The 17,269-nt window shown below is 73.6% G+C and carries 17 protein-coding genes; 8 read left to right on the top strand and 9 right to left on the bottom strand.

The features are described 5' to 3' along the window. Window positions 1–44: 44 nt before the first annotated feature. Window positions 45–1,094, bottom strand: coding sequence for an ABC transporter permease (locus tag HP550_RS13825; RefSeq protein WP_175348264.1), 1,050 nt, complete (start codon window positions 1,092–1,094; stop codon window positions 45–47). Further along, window positions 1,091–2,605 carry a sugar ABC transporter ATP-binding protein gene (locus HP550_RS13820; RefSeq protein WP_175348263.1) on the bottom strand — a complete coding sequence of 505 codons (1,515 nt, stop codon included), beginning with the start codon at window positions 2,603–2,605 and terminating at the stop codon, window positions 1,091–1,093. Before HP550_RS13820 ends, HP550_RS13825 begins: the two co-directional genes overlap by 4 nt. A gap of 109 nt (window positions 2,606–2,714) precedes the next feature. Here HP550_RS13820 and HP550_RS13815 point away from each other — a divergent pair, with 109 nt between their 5' ends. From HP550_RS13815 to HP550_RS13790, 6 genes are all read left to right on the top strand, one after another. After that, the gene (locus tag HP550_RS13815; RefSeq protein ID WP_175348262.1) at window positions 2,715–3,884 is read left to right on the top strand and encodes an ROK family protein; all 1,170 of its coding nucleotides are present in this window, start codon (window positions 2,715–2,717) and stop codon (window positions 3,882–3,884) included. 17 nt (window positions 3,885–3,901) lie between these two features. Then, window positions 3,902–4,654 (top strand): hypothetical protein, encoded by a 753-nt coding sequence (locus HP550_RS13810; RefSeq protein WP_175348261.1) that lies wholly within the window; start codon window positions 3,902–3,904, stop codon window positions 4,652–4,654. A 278-nt stretch (window positions 4,655–4,932) separates the two neighbouring features. Next, on the top strand, window positions 4,933–5,226 hold the full coding sequence (locus HP550_RS13805) for a thiamine-binding protein (RefSeq protein ID WP_175348260.1): 294 nt from the start codon (window positions 4,933–4,935) through the stop codon (window positions 5,224–5,226). A gap of 4 nt (window positions 5,227–5,230) precedes the next feature. Further along, the gene (locus tag HP550_RS13800; protein WP_175348259.1) at window positions 5,231–6,022 is read left to right on the top strand and encodes an ABC transporter permease; all 792 of its coding nucleotides are present in this window, start codon (window positions 5,231–5,233) and stop codon (window positions 6,020–6,022) included. Further along, window positions 6,019–7,008: an ABC transporter substrate-binding protein gene (locus HP550_RS13795; protein WP_343048177.1), complete on the top strand. Its 990-nt coding sequence runs from the start codon at window positions 6,019–6,021 to the stop codon at window positions 7,006–7,008. Before HP550_RS13800 ends, HP550_RS13795 begins: the two co-directional genes overlap by 4 nt. After that, window positions 6,986–7,768, top strand: a complete 783-nt coding sequence (locus tag HP550_RS13790) for an ABC transporter ATP-binding protein (RefSeq protein WP_175348257.1) — start codon at window positions 6,986–6,988, stop codon at window positions 7,766–7,768. The genes HP550_RS13795 and HP550_RS13790 overlap by 23 nt, the downstream gene beginning before the upstream one ends. A 9-nt stretch (window positions 7,769–7,777) precedes the next feature. Here HP550_RS13790 and HP550_RS13785 read toward each other — a convergent pair whose 3' ends face one another. Both HP550_RS13785 and ligA read right to left on the bottom strand, forming a co-directional pair. Continuing rightward, window positions 7,778–9,058 (bottom strand): GNAT family N-acetyltransferase, encoded by a 1,281-nt coding sequence (locus tag HP550_RS13785; protein WP_343048176.1) that lies wholly within the window; start codon window positions 9,056–9,058, stop codon window positions 7,778–7,780. Between the two features lies 1 nt (window position 9,059). After that, window positions 9,060–11,249 carry an NAD-dependent DNA ligase LigA gene (gene ligA, locus HP550_RS13780; protein ID WP_343048175.1) on the bottom strand — a complete coding sequence of 730 codons (2,190 nt, stop codon included), beginning with the start codon at window positions 11,247–11,249 and terminating at the stop codon, window positions 9,060–9,062. Window positions 11,250–11,406: 157 nt separating this feature from the next. Between ligA and HP550_RS13775 the strand changes: the two genes are divergently transcribed. Further along, window positions 11,407–11,979 (top strand): hypothetical protein, encoded by a 573-nt coding sequence (locus HP550_RS13775; RefSeq protein ID WP_175348255.1) that lies wholly within the window; start codon window positions 11,407–11,409, stop codon window positions 11,977–11,979. 42 nt (window positions 11,980–12,021) lie between these two features. Here the strand turns inward: HP550_RS13775 and HP550_RS13770 are convergent, their stop codons facing one another. From HP550_RS13770 to HP550_RS13755, 4 genes are read right to left on the bottom strand one after another with little or no spacing between them, the layout of a single operon-like run. Beyond that, window positions 12,022–12,405 (bottom strand): hypothetical protein, encoded by a 384-nt coding sequence (locus tag HP550_RS13770; RefSeq protein WP_175348254.1) that lies wholly within the window; start codon window positions 12,403–12,405, stop codon window positions 12,022–12,024. A gap of 2 nt (window positions 12,406–12,407) precedes the next feature. Then, window positions 12,408–13,430, bottom strand: a complete 1,023-nt coding sequence (locus HP550_RS13765; protein WP_175348253.1) for a uroporphyrinogen decarboxylase/cobalamine-independent methonine synthase family protein — start codon at window positions 13,428–13,430, stop codon at window positions 12,408–12,410. Then, window positions 13,427–14,539: a tRNA 2-thiouridine(34) synthase MnmA gene (gene mnmA, locus HP550_RS13760; RefSeq protein ID WP_175348252.1), complete on the bottom strand. Its 1,113-nt coding sequence runs from the start codon at window positions 14,537–14,539 to the stop codon at window positions 13,427–13,429. Before mnmA ends, HP550_RS13765 begins: the two co-directional genes overlap by 4 nt. Beyond that, entirely contained in the window at window positions 14,539–15,729 is a 1,191-nt protein-coding gene (locus tag HP550_RS13755; protein ID WP_175348251.1) for a cysteine desulfurase family protein, read from the bottom strand. The genes mnmA and HP550_RS13755 overlap by 1 nt, the downstream gene beginning before the upstream one ends. A 96-nt stretch (window positions 15,730–15,825) precedes the next feature. On the opposite strand from HP550_RS13755, the gene HP550_RS13750 reads away from it, so the two are divergent. Further along, entirely contained in the window at window positions 15,826–16,818 is a 993-nt protein-coding gene (locus HP550_RS13750; RefSeq protein WP_175348250.1) for a phosphotransferase, read from the top strand. Window positions 16,819–16,821: 3 nt separating this feature from the next. On the opposite strand, the gene HP550_RS13745 is transcribed toward HP550_RS13750, so the two are convergent. Next, a complete protein-coding gene (locus HP550_RS13745; protein WP_175348249.1) occupies window positions 16,822–17,208 on the bottom strand; it encodes a PLDc N-terminal domain-containing protein in 387 nt (128 codons plus the stop codon). Window positions 17,209–17,269 lie beyond the last annotated feature (61 nt).

Raw genomic sequence — 17,269 nt, 5'->3', positions numbered from 1 at the left:
CTTGATCGGGACATGGCAGGGCGGGGAGCTGGGGCTTGGGGGGGTCAGGTTCCGGCGCGGGAGCGCTCGGCGATGCGCTGCTGGAGCAGCACGGCGACGACGATGATCACGCCCTTGGCGATGGCCTGCGCCGAGATGGACAGGTTGTTCTGCGTGAACACGTTGCTCAGCGTCGTGAAGATCAGGACGCCCAGGAAGGTGCCGACGATCGTGCCGCGACCGCCGATGAGCAGGGTGCCGCCGACGACCACGGCGGCGATCGCGTCGAGCTCGTAGAGCTGGCCGTTGGTGGAGCTGCCGGCCGTGGTGCGACCGAGCATCATGACGCCGCCGATGCCGGCCGTGAGACCGCACAGGGCGTACAGGTACATCGTGTGCCGCTTGACCTTGATGCCGGCCAGCCGCGCGGCCTCGGGGTTGCCGCCGACCGCGATGGTCCGGCGACCGAACGTGGTGCGGTTCAGCAGGACCCAGCCGGCGACGGACACGAGCACGAAGATCCACACGAGCATCGGCACGCCGAGCGGCGACGACCGGAAGAAGTCGAGGAACGGGTCGACCCTGACGATCTGGGTCTGCCGTCTGGCGATGATCTCCGCCAGGCCGCGGGCGGACACGAGCATGGCCAGCGTCGCGATGAACGCGACCACCTTCCCGTACGCGATGAGCACGCCGTTGATCAGGCCGGCGCCGATGCCGACCCCGAGCGCGCAGAGCACCATAATCGTCCAGTGGAGGTCCTCCGCCATGGTCTGCGTGGCCAGCGTGGAGGCCCACACCGACGCCAGCCCGATGACGGAGCCGACGGACAGGTCGATGCCGCCGCCCGTGATGACGAAGGTCATGCCGATGCTGATCACCCCGAGCACCGACGCGAGCCGCAGGATCGTCAGCACGTTGTCGATGCTGGCGAACCGCTCGCCTGCGGTGATGACGCCGAAGGCGCAGATCGCCACGAGGGCGATGACCAGGCCGAGGTTGCGCCCGGTGGCTCCGCTGAGGAGTCCTCCGCGGGACGTCTCACCGGCCTTGGCCACCTGCTCGACCCGAGCGGACTCGTCGGCGGCAGGGGCTGTCACGTCATGCTCGCTCACGCGGCACTTCCTTCCATGACGAGGTCGAGCACGCGGTGCTCGTCGATGCCGGACGCCGGTCCGTCGTGGACCACCCGCCCTTCGGAGACGACCAGGACGCGGTCGGACAGGCCGATCACCTCCGGGATGTCGCTGGAGACGACCACGACGGCAGCCCCCTGGGCGGCCAGGTCGGCGATCAGGCCGTAGATCTCGGCGCGGGCGCCGACGTCGACGCCGCGGGTGGGCTCGTCGAGCAGCAGCACCCGGCAGCCGTGCACGAGCCAGCGCGCGAGCAGGACCTTCTGCTGGTTGCCGCCGGACAGCGTGCGGGCGCTGCGGTCGGGGTCGGACGGTCGGACGTCGAGGGCGTGGATCTGCTCGCGCGCCACCTTGCGCTCGGCGCCCTCGTCGAGGAACGACGCGGTGGCGTTGCGCGCGAAGGTCGAGAGCGTGATGTTGCGGTACACCGGCTCGTCGAGGATCAGGCCCTGGCTCTTGCGCTCCTCGGGGCACAAGCCGATGCCGGCGGTGACCGCGTCGCTGACCGAGCCTGCGCGCAGCCGGCGGTCCCCGACCTGAACGGTGCCGGCCGTCGCCTTGCGCGCCCCGAAGACGGTCTCCAGGATCTCGGTGCGGCCGGAGCCGACCAGTCCCGCCAGCCCGACGACCTCGCCGGCGCGCACCTCGAACGAGACGTCGGAGAACGCCCCCCGCAATGCGAGCCCGTCGACCGTGAGCACGGTCGGGGCATCGGGCGCGATGGTGTCGCGAGGCGGGATGGCGTACTCGACGTTGCGGCCGGTCATGAGCTTGATGAGCTCGGCGGTCGGGGTGTCCGCCACCGGCAGCCCCGTCGCGACCGTCCGGCCGTCCTTGAGCACGGTGATCCGGTCGCCGATCTGCCGGATCTCGTCGAGGCGGTGGGAGATGTAGACGACGGCCACGCCCGACGCGGTGAGCTCGCGGACCACACGGAACAGGTTGGTGACCTCCTCCGCGTCGAGAACGGCGGACGGCTCGTCCATGACGATCACCCGGGCGTCGTGGGACAGGGCGCGCGCCATGCTGACGATCTGCTTGCCGGCGGCCGAGAGCCGGCCGACCTCGCGGTGGGGCGACATGTCGCCATGGCCGAGCCGCTTGAGCAGCGCCCGCGTGCTGGCCGTGGCGGCGCGGCGCTGCGAGAAGCCGCCGGTCGCCAGCTCGTGCCCGAGGTAGATGTTCTCCGCGACAGACAGGCCGTCGACGACGTCGAGCTCCTGGTACATCGTCGCGATGCCGAGCTTGAGGCCCGCGACCGGGTGCGTGATGGTGACCGGCTGTCCGTCGAGCAGGATCTCGCCCTCGGTGGGCTGGTGGGCACCGGCGAGCACCTTGATGAGCGTGGACTTGCCCGCACCGTTCTGACCCAGCAGGCAGTGCACCTCGCCCGCCCGGATCTCCAGGTCGACTCCGTCCAGCGCCCGGGCTCCCGGGAACTGCTTCACGATGCCGCGCATCTGGAGCAGCGGCGGGTCCTCGTTGACCATGAGCAGGACCGTAGAACCCACTTCTGCCGTGCGTCAAGCAAAAGTCGCCACTGATGTGTCATGGTTACGGGAACGTGACCTACGTAAGGCGGAATGGTTCACTGTGCGCATGGACGAGCTCCTCAAGGTCGCTCCCCGGCCGACGGGCGCCGGAGAGATGTTCCAGCTCCTCCGCGACGGCCACCCGCGCACCCGCTCTGACCTGGCCACCCTCACGGGCCAGGCCCGCTCCACGATCGCGACGCGCGTCGACCTCCTGCTGTCCTCCGGGTTCGTCGCACCGGCCGGCGAGGCCAGCTCGACCGGCGGTCGCCCGCCCGCCACGTTCGCGTTCAACCCGGCCGCCCGCGTGGTCCTCGCGGTCGACCTCGGCGCCACCCACTCGCGGCTCGCCCTCACCGACCTGGTCGGCACCGTGCTCGCCGAGCACCACGAGACCATCGCGATCGCCGAGGGACCCGGCCCGGTCCTCGACCGGGTGGTCGAGGTCGGGCTCGACCTGCTGGCGACCGCCCGGCGCCCGGTCAGCGACCTCGTGAGCGTCGGCGTCGGGCTCCCCGGACCCGTCGAGCACTCGACCGGCCGGCCGATCAACCCGCCGATCATGCCGGGCTGGGACGACGCGGACGTCCCCGCGCTGCTGTCCCGCAAGCTGCGCGTCCCCGTGCTGGTGGACAACGACGTGAACGTCATGGCCCTCGGCGAGCACACGTCGCAGTGGCCCGAGGTGGACCACCTGCTGTTCGTCAAGGTGGCGACGGGCATCGGTGCCGGGATCATCTCCGACGGCCAGATCCGTCGCGGCGCCCAGGGCGCGGCCGGCGACCTCGGGCACATCGCCGTGCCGGGCGGCCTGGACCTGCCGTGCCGCTGCGGAAACACCGGCTGCCTCGAGGCGGTCGCCAGCGGTCCGGCCATCGCGAGCGCCCTGAAGAACGCCACCACCAGCGCCGACGTCGTCGCGCTGGTCCGTGCGGGTGACCTCGACGCCAGCCGGGAGGTGCGCGAGGCGGGCCGGCACATCGGCGAGGTGCTCGCCGCGTGCGTGAGCATGCTCAACCCGTCGGTCATCGTCATCGGCGGCGTCGTGGCCGAGGCGGGCGAGCACCTGCTGGCCGGCATCCGCGAGGTGGTCTACCGGCGCTCCCTGCCGCTGGCCACCCAGCACCTGCGCATCGTCGCGTCCCGCACCAAGGGCCGCGCGGGGGTCCTCGGTGCGAGCGCGATGGCCGCCGAGCACGTGCTGTCGGCGGCGGCGATCGACGCCCTGATCTCCTGATCCCCTAGGTTGCAGCCGTGACCTCGGAACCGGACGAGCGGGACCGCGCGGTGCACGCCACGGTCCTGGCCGCCCTGCGACCGTTCGGCGACGACGTCGCCGACGTCCGCCTCGAGTGGTTCGAGAGAGCGCACGCCTGGTTCACGGTCGTGACGCCGCACGCGGCCGGCGCCGCGCCCCTGACCGTCGCGGTCGAGGACGGCGACTGCCTGCTCGTCACCATCGGTGCCACGACCGGCGAAGTCGTCGGGCTGGACCGTCCGTCGGAGTGGCTCACCACGCTGGCGACGGCCGTCTTCGCCGGGAGGTCGCAGGAGGCGGGCCGGTCCGGTCAGCACGCCCGGGTCCTGTGCGAGGACGGCAGCGTGGTCACCCTCCGACGCGGGCTGCCGTGGCCCGGCATGTGGCGCACCGCCACGCGCCACGCGCCGTACGGCCTGCGCGCGACCGACCGCCTGCGCGGCCTCGGCACGTTCCTGCGCGACAAGGCCGGCGACGTCGAGACGTTCAGGGACGTCGACCAGGTCCAGGCACACCTCGAGTGGCCCGACGTCTCCGACGGCGAGTACACCGGCGCGCTCACGATCGACGGCCACGTCCTCGAGCTCGTCGCGACCCCGGACGAACGCGTCCTCGCGCGCGTCACCGAGACCGTCGACCCCGCGCTGCTGCGGGCGCTCGCGGAGGCTGCGGCTGCCCGGGCCGGGCTGCCGGCCGGCCTCGACCCGGCCAACGTGTGGCGCGCGACCCTGCCCCCGCCGCGGCGCTGACCGCAGTGTGAGAAGGAGTCCGCCAGGGCTGTCCGGTAGGGGTAGGTTCGCCCTGCCAACGCAGGGGAGCTCGGGACAGCCGGGCTGAGAGGACGTGCCGCGACACCACGGTGTCAGCGCAGGTCGACCCGAGAACCTGAACTGGGTAATGCCAGCGGAGGGATGCGCCACCGAGCGCGGCGTGGGCGGTCGTGTCCGTCGCCGGGCCGCCGTCGTCGTCGTACCCGTGCGGACGGACCTCGGCGCAGCGTGCCCGGTCCGACCCCCGGAGGAACACCGTGCTCGCACAGATCCAGGTCTCTCCCCGCCCGAGCGGGACAGACGACGACCGCTACGCCTACGTCGACGCCGCCATCGCCGTCATCCAGCAGTCCGGACTCGTCTACGAGGTCGGCGCCATGGGCACCACCATCCAGGGCACGCCCGACCAGCTCTGGCCGCTGCTGCGCGCGGTGCACGAGGCGACCGTGCTGGCGGGAGCGTCCGGCGTCTCCAGCGTGATCAAGGTGGGGCAGGCCAAGGACGACACCGGACCCACGATCCAGGACCTCGTGGGCAAGTTCCGGGCCTGACGCGATGCTCGTCAGGCATCGCTGGCGCCGCGTCGTCGCACCGGCGGCGGCCGGGCTCGTCCTGCTCGTCGGCTGGGAGGTCGGGGTGCGCCTGTCCGACCTCCCGGCGTTCGTCCTGCCACCGCCGTCGCAGGTCGCGCGCACCGCGGTCGAGGTCGCGCCGCTGCTCGGGACCGACGTCGCCACGACCCTGACCGAGGCCGGCCTCGGGCTGGTCGTCGGGGCCGTCGTCGGGCTGCTGCTCGCCGTGCTCATCGCGGCGTTCCCGTGGGTGTCGGACACCCTCTACCCGCTGGTCACGCTCACGCAGACCGTGCCGACGGTGGTGCTCGCGCCCCTGCTCATCCTGTGGGCCGGCTTCGGCCTGCTGCCCAAGATCGTGCTCGTCGCCCTCACGGCGTTCTTCCCGGTGCTGGTGGCGGCCGTGACCGCGATGGCCACCGTCGACGCGGAGCACTCCGAGATGGTCGCCGGGCTCGGCGGCACCCGCCGCCACCAGTTCTGGCTCGTCCAGCTCCCGGCGTCCGTGCCCGGAGCGCTCGGCGGCCTGCGCGTGGCCGCGACGTACGCGATCGGCGCGGCCGTCGTCGCCGAGTACCTCGCCGGCCAGAGCGGCCTGGGCGTGTTCGTCCAGCGCTCGCGCAAGGGCTACGAGGTCGACCAGATCCTCGTCGCCGTCGCCCTCGTCGCCGTGCTCACCGGCCTGCTGTTCCTGCTCGTCGACGGCCTCGCCCGGCTTGCCACCCCGTGGCAGCGGCCGTCGCTCCCCTCTCGTCCTGGAAGGACCCCCTTGTGAGAACCCGTCTCCTCGCTGCTGTCGCGAGCCTCGCTCTGCTCACCGCCTGCACGGCGGTCGCCGCCGACGAGCCCGCGCTGCGACCCGTGTCCGTCATCCTCGACTGGACACCGAACACCAACCACTCCGGCCTCTACCTCGCCCAGGCACGCGGTTACTTCGCCGACGCGGGGATCGACCTGACGATCGTCGAGCCCGGTGACACCTCCGGCCTGCAGCTGCTCGCCGCGGGCAAGGCCGACTTCGCGTTCTCCGTGGCCGAGGGACTCGTCCCCGCCCGGGAGCAGGGGGCCGAGGTCGTCTCCGTGGCGACCGTCATCCAGCACAACACGTCGAGCCTGATCTCCCTGACGGAGACGGGCGTGACCCGGCCCCGCGACCTGGCGGGCCACTCGTACGGGTCGTACGGCTCGGAGCTCGAGGAGGCGCTCATCCGGACCCTCGTCGCGTGCGACGGCGGCGACCCGGACGCCGTCGAGCTGACCCCGCTCTCGAGCGACGACTTCCGGATCGGCCTGACGGAGCGCCAGTTCGACACCGCGTGGGTGTTCGACGCGTGGGACACGATCCGGCTCGGCCAGATCGACGGCCTGGACGTCTCGACGATCCCCTTCATCGACCACACCGACTGCATCCCCGACTGGTACACGCCGCTCGTCGCCACCTCGCAGCAGCACCTCGACGACGACCCCGCGCTGGTCCGCGACTTCCTCGCCGCCCTCACGCACGGGTACCAGGACGCCATCGCCGAGCCGCAGGCCGCCGCCGACGCGATCCACGCGGCGGCGCCCGAGATCGACCCGGAGCTGCTCACGCTCAGCGCGCAGTGGCTCGCCCCCCGCTACACCGACGACCCTGAGCACTGGGGTGTCCAGGAGGCGACGGTCTGGGACGACTTCGTCGGGTTCCTGCAGGAGCACGACCTCGCCGACGCGGGGTTCGACACGGACGCCGCGTGGACCGATGACTACCTCCCCGTCGACTGAGGCGCCGACGGCGGCGGCGCCGGCACTCGAGGTCGCCGGGCTCACCGTGACGTTCCCCGGCACGGGGCGCCGCGCGGTGGGCGCCGTCGTCGCACTGCAGGAGGTCGACCTGGAGGTGGCGGTCGGGGAGTTCGTCGCGGTCGTCGGCCCGTCCGGCTGCGGCAAGTCGACCCTGCTGCGGGTGCTCGCCGGACTGACGCCGCCCGGCGCGACCGTGACGGGCCGTTCCACGGGTACGGCGTGCGGCCGGAGCGCAGCGTGGATGCCCCAGCGGGACGGGCTGCTCCCGTGGCGCCGGGCGCTCCCGAACGCGCTGGTCGGGGCACGGATCGCGGGAATGGACCGGGCGGTCGCCGACGCCCGGGCGCGGGCCTTGTTCGACGAGTTCGGGTTGGCGGGGTTCGAGCGGGCGTGGCCGCACGAGCTGTCGGGGGGCATGCGGCAGCGCCTCGCCCTGCTCCGGACCTGCCTGCCGGGGCGCCCGATCCTGCTCCTGGACGAGCCGTTCGGCGCGCTCGACGCGATCACGCGACGCCGCATGAACGCCTGGCTCGCCGGCCTCGACCTCGCGGGCCGCGGGCGTGCGGTGGTGCTCGTGACGCACGACGTCGACGAGGCGCTGCTGCTGGCGGACCGGGTGGTGGTGCTCTCCGACCGGCCCGGTCGCGTCGTCCTGGACCTGCGCGTGCCACGCGACGGGACGGCCGGAGCGCGCCGGGCGCTGCTCGAGGCGCTCGACCCCGCCGGGGAGGCCCGCTGACCACCCGCTCTAGCGACGCTCCCGGTACACGTACCGTTCCGCGGGCTGGAACCCGAGGCCTGAGTACAACGACCCGGCACCCGTGTTCTCCGCCTCCACCTGGAGGAACGCCCTCCGGGCACCGCGCTGGGCGGCCTCGTCCAGCGCGCGCAGGGTCAGGGCCCGACCGAGTCCGCGGCGGCGGGCGCGTGCCGCGACGACCAGGCACGACAGAGCCACCCAGTCCTCCGCGAACGCGGCGCGGATCACGCCGACCAGCCCCGTGGGATCGGTCGCCGTGAGGTAGATCGCCGGTGCGCCGCCGAGCACCGTGCGGGCCAGCCGCAGGCTCGTCTCGTCGGCCTGAGCGGCGGCACCCGTGGCGTGCAGGCGGGCCTTGGAGCCGGACCACTCCGTGAGCCAGGCGTCGTCCGGTCGGTCGGCGACGGCGATGCGCACCGGACCCGCACCCGTGCGCGGGGCGCCGTGCGGCAACTCGATCCCGTCGAGCTCCCGGACCAGCACGTCCGTGCGCGACGCCACCTCGTAGTCGCGCAGGGCGAGCAGGTCGTCCAGGCCGCGGGGCGACGCGCGGCACACCCGCACGATCGACGGCTGGCCCTCGCGGGCGTAGAGCTCCTCGACCCGGTCGAGCGCGGCCGTGACGTCCACGGGCGCACCGAGCGGCAGCACGCTGTTGGCGCGTCGCGTCAGGCCACCCGACAGGCCCACCCGCCAGCCGTCGACGTCGACCACGCGGGCGGGCAGCCACGTCGCCGACTCCACCAGCGCCCCGGGCGCATCGGGCGGGGTCCAGGTGTGCACGCGCAGGTGGACCTCGACATGCCCCCAGTCCCGCTCCGGCACCGCGACGAAGCCGAGCCGCTTGTACAGCCGCTGCGCGGCCTCCATCGAGTCGAGCGTCGAGAGCACCACGCGGCGCGCCCCGCCGGCGACCGCCTCGCGCAGCGCCGCCGACACCAGCAGCTCCGCGATCCCCCGCCGCCGCGCCTCCGGAGCCACCGCGAGCATGCGGATCTCCAGCTCGCCCGGCTCCGCGATCTCGGCGTACGACGTGCCGTAGGGCGCGAGCGTGACGGTGCCGACGACCACCGGCTCTCCGTCGTCCGTGGGCAGCAGGGCGACCAGCAGGGTCGCCTCACGCGCCCGGCGCTCCGCGTCCCGCAGCTCGTCCGCGTAGGAGTCGGTCGCGTCCACCAGCCGGTCGGCCAGGTAGGCCTCGGCGGTCAGCGCCCCGGCGTCGGCCACCTGCCCACCGACCGCCACACGGACGACGGCGCCGGCGGCCACCTCACGCCTCCGCAGGTTCGGCCGGAGCGTCTCCCACCCCGGAGGGCCCCTCCGCCAGCAGCCGCTCGAACCCCGCCTCGTCGAGGATCCGCAGCCCGAGCTCGCGCGCCTTGGCCTCCTTCGACCCCGCGTTCTCCCCCACCACCACGTAGTCCGTCTTCTTCGAGACGCTCCCCGCCGACTTGCCGCCGCGCGCCAGGATCGCCTCCTTGGCGCCGTCGCGGGTGAACCGCTCGAGCCCGCCGGTGACCACGACCGTCAACCCCTCGAGCGTGCGGGGCGCGGACTCGTCGCGCTCCTCCTGCATCCGCACGCCCGCCGCGGCCCACTTCTCGACGATCGCCGCGTGCCACTTGTCGTCCTCGCCGGGCTGCTCGAACCACGACACCACCGCCGTCGCGATCGTCGGGCCGACGCCCTCGGCTGCGCCGATCTCCTCCTCGCCGGCCGTGGCGATCGCCGGGATCGACGCGAAGTGCTGCGCGAGCGCGCGTGCTGCGGTCGGTCCCACGTGCCGGATCGAGAGCGCCACGATCACCCGCCACAGGGCGGCCTGCTTCGCCTTCTCCAGGTTGCCCAGCAGCGCGGTGCCGGTCGCGTTCAGGTCCCCCGCCTCGCGGACGACCCCGCCGACCTTGGAGCTGGTGGAGAGCGTGAACAGGGGCACCTTGCGCAGCGCCTCCGCGTCGAGCGCGAACAGGTCCCCCTCGTCCGTGACCACCCCCGCGGTGAGCAGCGCGTTGGCCGCCTCCCAGCCGAGCGCCTCGATGTCGAACGCCCCGCGGGACGCCACGTGGAACAGCCGCTCGCGCAGCTGCGCCGGGCAGGACCGCTGGTTGGGGCAGCGGATGTCGACGTCGCCCTCCTTGGCCGGCGCCAGCGTGGTGCCGCAGGACGGGCACTGCGTCGGCATGACGAACGCGTGCTCGGTGCCGTCGCGCAGGTCGACCACCGGGCCGACGATCTCCGGGATCACGTCCCCGGCCTTGCGCAGCACCACCGTGTCCCCGATGAGCACGCCCTTGCGCGCCACCTCGCTCGCGTTGTGCAGCGTCGCCATCTCGACGGTCGACCCCGACACGAACACCGGCTCCATCACGCCGTACGGCGTCACGCGACCCGTGCGGCCGACGTTCACGCGGATGTCGAGGAGCGTGGTGTTCACCTCCTCGGGCGGGTACTTGTACGCGATCGCCCACCGCGGCGCCCGGCTGGTGGACCCGAGCCGGCGCTGGAGCGCGATCTCGTCGACCTTGGTCACGATGCCGTCGATCTCGTGCTCGACGTCGTGCCGGTGCTCGCCGTAGTAGGCGATCATCTCCCGCACGCCGTCCAGCCCCTCGACGATCCGCGTGTGCCCGGAGACCGGCACGCCCCAGGACGCCAGCAGGTCGTACACCTGCGACTGCCGCTCGATCCCGGTCCCGCGGCCGGTGCCCCAGACCAGCGCTCCGATGCCGTGCGCGTACATCCGCAGGTCCCGCGACGCCGTGACCCGCGGGTCCTTCTGCCGCAGCGAGCCGGCGGCCGCGTTGCGCGGGTTCGCGAACGGGCTCTTGCCCGCCTCCACCTGGGACGCGTTGAGCTCGGTGAAGGCCGCGACCGGCAGGAACACCTCGCCGCGGATCTCGATGCGGTCGGGGTGCGTCGCAGGGTCCCCGCCGAGGACGTCGGGGATGGTCGAGATGGTGCGGACGTTCAGGGTGACGTCCTCGCCGGTGCGCCCGTCGCCGCGCGTCGCGGCCCGGACCAGCCGGCCCTTCTCGTACAGCAGCGCGATGGCCAGGCCGTCGATCTTCAGCTCGCACAGGTAGTGCAGGGCGGCATCCGTCTCGAGGTCCCGGTGCAGCCTGCCGGCCCAGGTCGAGATGTCCTCGTCGGAGAACGCGTTGTCCAGCGAGAGCATCCGCTCCACGTGCTCGACGGAGGCGAACTCCGTGGAGAACGTGCCGCCCACGCGCTGCGTCGGTGAGTCGGGGGTGCGCAGGCCGGGGTGCTCGTCCTCGAGCGCCATCAGCTCGCGCAGCCGCTCGTCGTACTCCTTGTCCGACGACACCGGGGCGTCGCGGATGTAGTACGCGAACTGGTCCGCCTCGATCAGGCCGGCCAGCTCCGTCCACCGGTGGCGGGCCTGCGAGGGGATCTCGGTCTCCGCGGACGCGCTCACGGGCGCGGGTGCTTCGTCGCTCACCAGCACATCCTCTCGCGCACCGCCCACAGTGCGCTGTCCCGACGCACCCGCCAGCGCGCACTCGCCGCCGCGCACCCACGGCGTGGTGATTCGCGGTCGTCGTCTGCCCACCAGCCGACGATGTCCGTCTCGCGGTCGCGCCGCTATGGTCGCCCCCATGGCGAACGCGCACCGCAGCACACGGACGAACGTGCTCGTGGCGGTGGCGGCCGTGGGGATGCTGCTGGGCGGCTGCGTCGGTGGTCGCGGGCCTCTAGCCGCTGAAGACCCCCTGTTCGAGGGCCTCGAGCCAGCGGTGGTGGACGAGGCGCTCGCGCTCAAGGGGGATGTCATCGCGGCGGCACCGGACGATCAGAGGGCGTGGACGGCCCAGCAGATCGCGGTGGAGATCGGGGTGTGCCGTGCCGCGTACGCACACCTGGAGGCATGGCCCATCGGCGGCCCACCGCCCGGAGAGCTCGACCTGCCCCGACTGACGTCGGATGCGGTCGACGCGGCAGCTGTCGACGCGGGGGGCGCGGGCGGCGACTCCCGCGGTCTGCCGTTCGCGAGCATGCCGTGGGACGCGCTGGAGATCCAGCTTCGCGGCTTGGTCGATGCGGAAGGCCGCGACGGACTCGTCCACTTCCTGCAGCTCGTGCCCGGCTGCTGGATGTCTGTCGCGCCAGGGGCCTCGGGTCCCAGCATCTTCGACGCGGTTGCCGCGGAGTACGGGCGGGCGACGCAGTAAGCAGGTGAGGGTCGGTGGTGGGTGATCGATCGAGGCGAAGACCTACGCCTCGTCGAGCCGCCGTCGTCGGCTCAGCCACGGCCCGACCACCAGCACCCCGCACACCAGCACGCCGCCCACGGCGAGCACGGCACCGGTGGCGAACAGCGGCACGGACGCAGCGGCCACGACCACATCGGTCGGCTCGCCGTCCACGTCCCACGTGCAGATGGCCCGCGGCGGCGCGACGGTGTACCGCACGCTCGCGGAGTCGGTCCCGGCCGAGTACGCCTCGACGCACGGGTCCATGTCGTCGACCGAGGACGTCAGGCTGGTCACCCCGATGCCCGTGTAGCAGATCACGAGCAGGACCATGCCGACGATCGCCGCCCCCGACGCCACCAGGAGCGCGAGGGCGCGCCCCACGCTCGGCTGTGCAGCAGCCACGCTCAGTCCTCCGCTCGTTCGGCCACGATCCGTGCGGCCCGCGCCAGTCCGGCCAGCACCGCCCGCGCCTCGTCCGGGCTGCCGCGGCCGGTGATGTCGCCGGCCAGCAGCACGACGTCGCGCAGCCCCGCCATCGCCAGCCCCACGGACCGCCACGGCCGGGTGAGCGTATCGGCCTGACCGGTCACGTCCGGGCCGGCGCACTGCGAGGACGCCTGCGGGGGCAGCTCGGGCCAGAACGCGAGCCCGCCCTCGACCGCCTCGGCGACCTTCTCCCAGCTGCGCTCGTCGAGCGCGGAGACCGCGAGCGCGAACCCGTCGACCTCGGATGCCCGGATGGCGCCGAGCGACGTCCATGCGCTGCCGCCGTGCACGATCACGCGGACGCCGTCCAAGGCGGAGGCCACGTCGCCGATGCGCTCGGCAGCCACCGGCCCGGGCACCGAGCGGAGCGCGGAGTAGCCCGAGAACGACGGCAGCACGCCGGCCATGACCTGGGCCAGCAGGGGCTCCTGGAGGAGCACGGTGGGCTCGATGCCGGGCACCGACCGGCGGATCGCGGCCAGGTGCTCGACGATCCCGGCAGCCAGGGACGCGGCGAGCTCCCGGACGGCGCCGGGGTCGGACACCACGCGGTCACCGCGCGCCAGGTAGAGGTTGGCGGCGAGGGTCATCGGCCCCAGGACCGGCACGACCAGCGGGCCGGTCCAGCCGTGGCAGGCGACCGCGAGCGCGTCGACGTCCTCGCGCAGGTAGGCCTGCGCCCGGGCGACGTCACGGCTGGGCCGGTCGGCGAGCTTCCAGCCGTGCGGCCCCAGCTCGGTGGGCAGCTCGGCGAGCAGAGCGGCGGCGCGGCCCACCCGGTCACCCCACGGCCCGCGCTCGGCCAGCAGCACCGTGAACGGCAGACCGGCCACCTCGGACGGGGTGTCGACGAGGTCGCCGACGACGACCGTCTGCGCCTCGAGCGCGTCCAGACCCGGCCACGGCCCCGTGCCTGTGACGCCCGGTCGTCCCCCGCTCACCTGACGAGACCAGAGGTGGCGCCCAGTGAGCGAAGGGCGGCGGTCACGGTGGCCTGGCCCAGCACGCGGGTGCCGTCGTACAGCACGGCCGACTGGCCCGGCGCGACACCGCGCAGCGCACCGGTCTGGTCGAGCGCGATCTCGACGGTGCCGTCCCGGCGGGTGGCTCGTGCGGGCACCGCGGCGCCGTGCGCACGGACCTGCACCGCGCAGTCGAAGGACTCGTCGGTCCCGTCGAACCACACCGCGCGGTCCGCCTCCACCGAGCGCACCGCGAGATCCTCGGCCGACCCGACCACGACCCGGTTGTTCACCGGCTCGACCGACAGCACGTACCGCGGCTTCCCGTCGGCGGCGGGCCGCCCGATCGACAGCCCCCGGCGCTGGCCCACGGTGTACGCGTACGCGCCGTCGTGCGCGCCCAGCACGGTGCCGGAGGCGTCGACGATCTCGCCCGGCTGCGACCCGAGCCGCTGGCGCAGGAAGCCCTGGGTGTCGCCGTCGGCGACGAAGCAGATGTCGTACGAGTCGGGCTTGGCCGAGACCGACAGCCCGCGCGCGGCGGCCTCGGCGCGCGTCTGCTCCTTCGACTCGACGTCGCCGAGCGGGAACATCGAGCGTGCCAGCCGCTCCGGGCCCATCACGGCGAGCACGTACGACTGGTCCTTGGCCAGGTCACGGGCACGGTGCAGCTCCCGGGTGCCGTCGGCACGGGTCTCGATGCGGGCGTAGTGGCCGGTGCAGACGGCGTCGAACCCGAGGGCCACGGCCTTGTCCAGCAGCGTGGCGAACTTGATGTGCTCGTTGCAGCGGACGCACGGGTTGGGGGTGCGGCCGGCCTCGTACTCGGCGACGAAGTCCGCGACCACCGTCTCCTCGAACCGCTCCGACAGGTCCCACACGTAGTACGGGATGCCCAGCACGTCCGCGGCCCGGCGTGCGTCGCCGGCGTCCTCGATCGAGCAGCACCCCCGCGAGCCCGTGCGGAACTGGTCGCGGGTGCGGGACAGGGCCATGTGCACGCCGACGACGTCGTGCCCGGCGTCCACCGCGCGCGCCGCCGCGACGGCGGAGTCCACCCCGCCGGAGAGTGCCGCGAGGACGCGCATCAGGAGCCCGCCCCGACGGTCGCGAGCCCGGCGGCGCGGGCGCGGTCGACGACGCCCGGCAGGACCGCGAGCAGCGCCTCGACGTCGGCGTCGGTCGAGGTGTGCCCGAGGCTGAACCGCAGCGCACCGCGCGCGGCGAGCTCGTCGACCCCCATCGCCAGCAGCACGTGGCTGGGCCGCGGCACGCCCGCCTGGCAGGCGGAGCCGGTCGACGCCTCGATCCCCGCGGAGTCCAGCAGGTACAGCAGCGAGTCGCCCTCGCAGCCGGGGAAGGTGAAGTGCGCGTTCGCGGGCAGCCGTCGGGCGGTGTCCCGCGGCCCCCGGAGCACCGCGTCCGGCACCAGCGCCTCGACCCCGGCGACGAGCGTGTCGCGGAGCGCTCCCACCCGTGCCGCGAACGCCGACCGGTCCCCGACGGCGCGCTCCACCGCGAGCCCGAACGACGCCAGCAGCGCCGCGTCGAGCGTGCCGGACCGCACCCCGCGCTCCTGCCCGCCCCCGTGCAGCACGGGCGTGAGGTCGAGGCCCCGGCGGGCGAGCAGCGCACCGGCGCCACCCGGACCGCCGACCTTGTGGCCGGTGACCGTCATCGCGTCCAGCCCGGAGGCCCCGAAGTCGACCGGCACCTGGCCGACGGCCTGCACCGCGTCGGCGTGCACCGGCACCCCGTACCGGCGGGCCAGCGAGACGACGTCGTCGAGCGGCTGGAGCGCACCCACCTCGTTGTTCGCCCACATCACCGAGATCAGCGCGGCCTGGTCCCCGTTGCTCTCGAGCTCCTCGCGCAGCGCGTCGACGTCGAGCACCCCGTCGGCGTCGACCGGCAGCAGGACCAGCTCCGCCCCGGCGTGCTCGGCCATCCAGAACGCCGGGTCCAGGACGGCGTGGTGCTCCACCGCGGACACGAGCAGGCGGCGGCGTCGTGGGTCCTGGGTGCGGCGCGCCCAGAACAGACCCTTCACCGCGAGGTTGTCCGCCTCCGTGCCGCCGGACGTCCACACGACCTCGCTGGGGCGGGCGCCGAGCGCGGCGGCCAGCCGTTCGCGGGACTCCTCGACGACGCGACGGGCGGCACGCCCCGACGCGTGCAGGGAGGAGGGGTTGCCGGTGCGCGCGAGCTGCTCGGCGAGCACCCGCGCGGCCTCCGGGATCATGGGCGTGGTCGCCGCATGGTCGAGATACACGCTCATCGGCTCCAGTCTACGAACGGAACGGCCCAGGCCCCGACCGCACACCTGGTGGGATCACCCGGTAGGTGCTGCGCGCGACCTGGCAGGATGTGCCGCGTGAGTGCCGACGACGTCATTGCCCTCCCGCTCGCCTTCAGTGGCCAGCGGCTGGACTGGCGTGATCTGCCCCGCCACGTCCGAGGTCGGATCGCCGAGCTGGCAGGCTCCCAGGTGACCGCGGAGATCAGTGCGACCAGCGGGTTCAGCCCCGGGTTCGCCGCCGTGCTGGAGCTCGCCGACGGGCGCGGCGTGTTCGTCAAGGCCGTCTCGGCGGAGCAGAACCCCGTCTCCCCGGACCTGGCACGCAACGAGATCCGGGTGTCCCACGCGCTGCCGCCGCAGGTACCCGCGCCGCGGCTGCTGTGGTCGTCCGACGACGACGACTGGGTCATCCTCGGGTTCGAGGTGGTGCACGGCCGCTCCCCCGAGCTGCCGTGGAAGCCCGTCGACCTCCAGGCCGTCGCGGACGCGCTGGGAGCGCTTGCAGACGCCGAGCCGCTCCCGGGTCACTCGCTGCCGCGCACGGACGACCAGCTGGCCGACGACTTCACGGGCTGGCGCAAGCTGCACGCGCTCGACCTCGAGACGCAGACCGGCTACGCCGAGCTGGCGGGCGACGTCGGTCGGTGGGCGCTGGACAACGTCGAGCAGCTGATCCGCTGGGAGCAGGACTCGCTGCGGGTGTGCGCGGGTGACGCGCTGGTGCACGGCGACCTGCGGGCCGACAACGTGATGATCGACCCCGACCACCAGCACCGCGTGTGGCTCATCGACTGGCCGCACGCGAGCGTCGGCGCACCGTGGCTGGACCTGGCGTTCATGCTGCCCAGCGTCGCGCTCCAGGGCGGCGGCGACCCGGCCACCAACTTCCGGAACCACGCGATCTCCGACGGGGTGCACGACGACGACCTGCGGGCGGGGCTGGCCGGCCTGTCGGGCTACTTCGCGTGGAGCGCGCGGCAGCCCGCACCCCTGGGCATCCCGAACCTGCGGCGGTTCCAGGCCGCGCAGGGCGTCGCCACGGTCCGGTGGCTGCGCGAGCTGTCCTGAGCGTCAGGCGCTCGGTGGCGGGTCGTCCTTGAGCCTGGCCTCGCGGTCGCGCAGCTGCGCCTCCCAGTCCTTGAGCATCTTCTCGTGCTCGTCGTCGGACGCGCGCATGCCCGCCAGGAACTCCGGGTCGTCGTCGGGAGACGACCGGCGCGGCCGCTCGTACTCGGGGAAGCCCGCGGTCTGCGTCGACGGCCACGCCACGTTCCGCGCGGGCCGGTGCTCGGGGCGCCCCGCCACCAGCCACGCGACCCCGCCCGCGATCGGCACCAGGATGATGACGAACACCCACGTCGTCTTGGAGAGGTTGCGCGGGACGTCGGTCTGGATGCAGTCGATCAGGCAGTAGACCAGCAGAGCGGCCTCGATCAGGTAGGGCAGGTAACGGATCACGGTCTCTCCTCGGGCGCCCCTCCCGGCGCACCACGGCCAGGACCGACCGAGACGTTAGCGG

It is taken from the genome of Cellulomonas humilata (assembly GCF_013359775.1).
GTDB lineage: Bacteria > Actinomycetota > Actinomycetes > Actinomycetales > Cellulomonadaceae > Cellulomonas > Cellulomonas humilata.
This window is presented reverse-complemented; position numbering and strand designations above follow the sequence as displayed.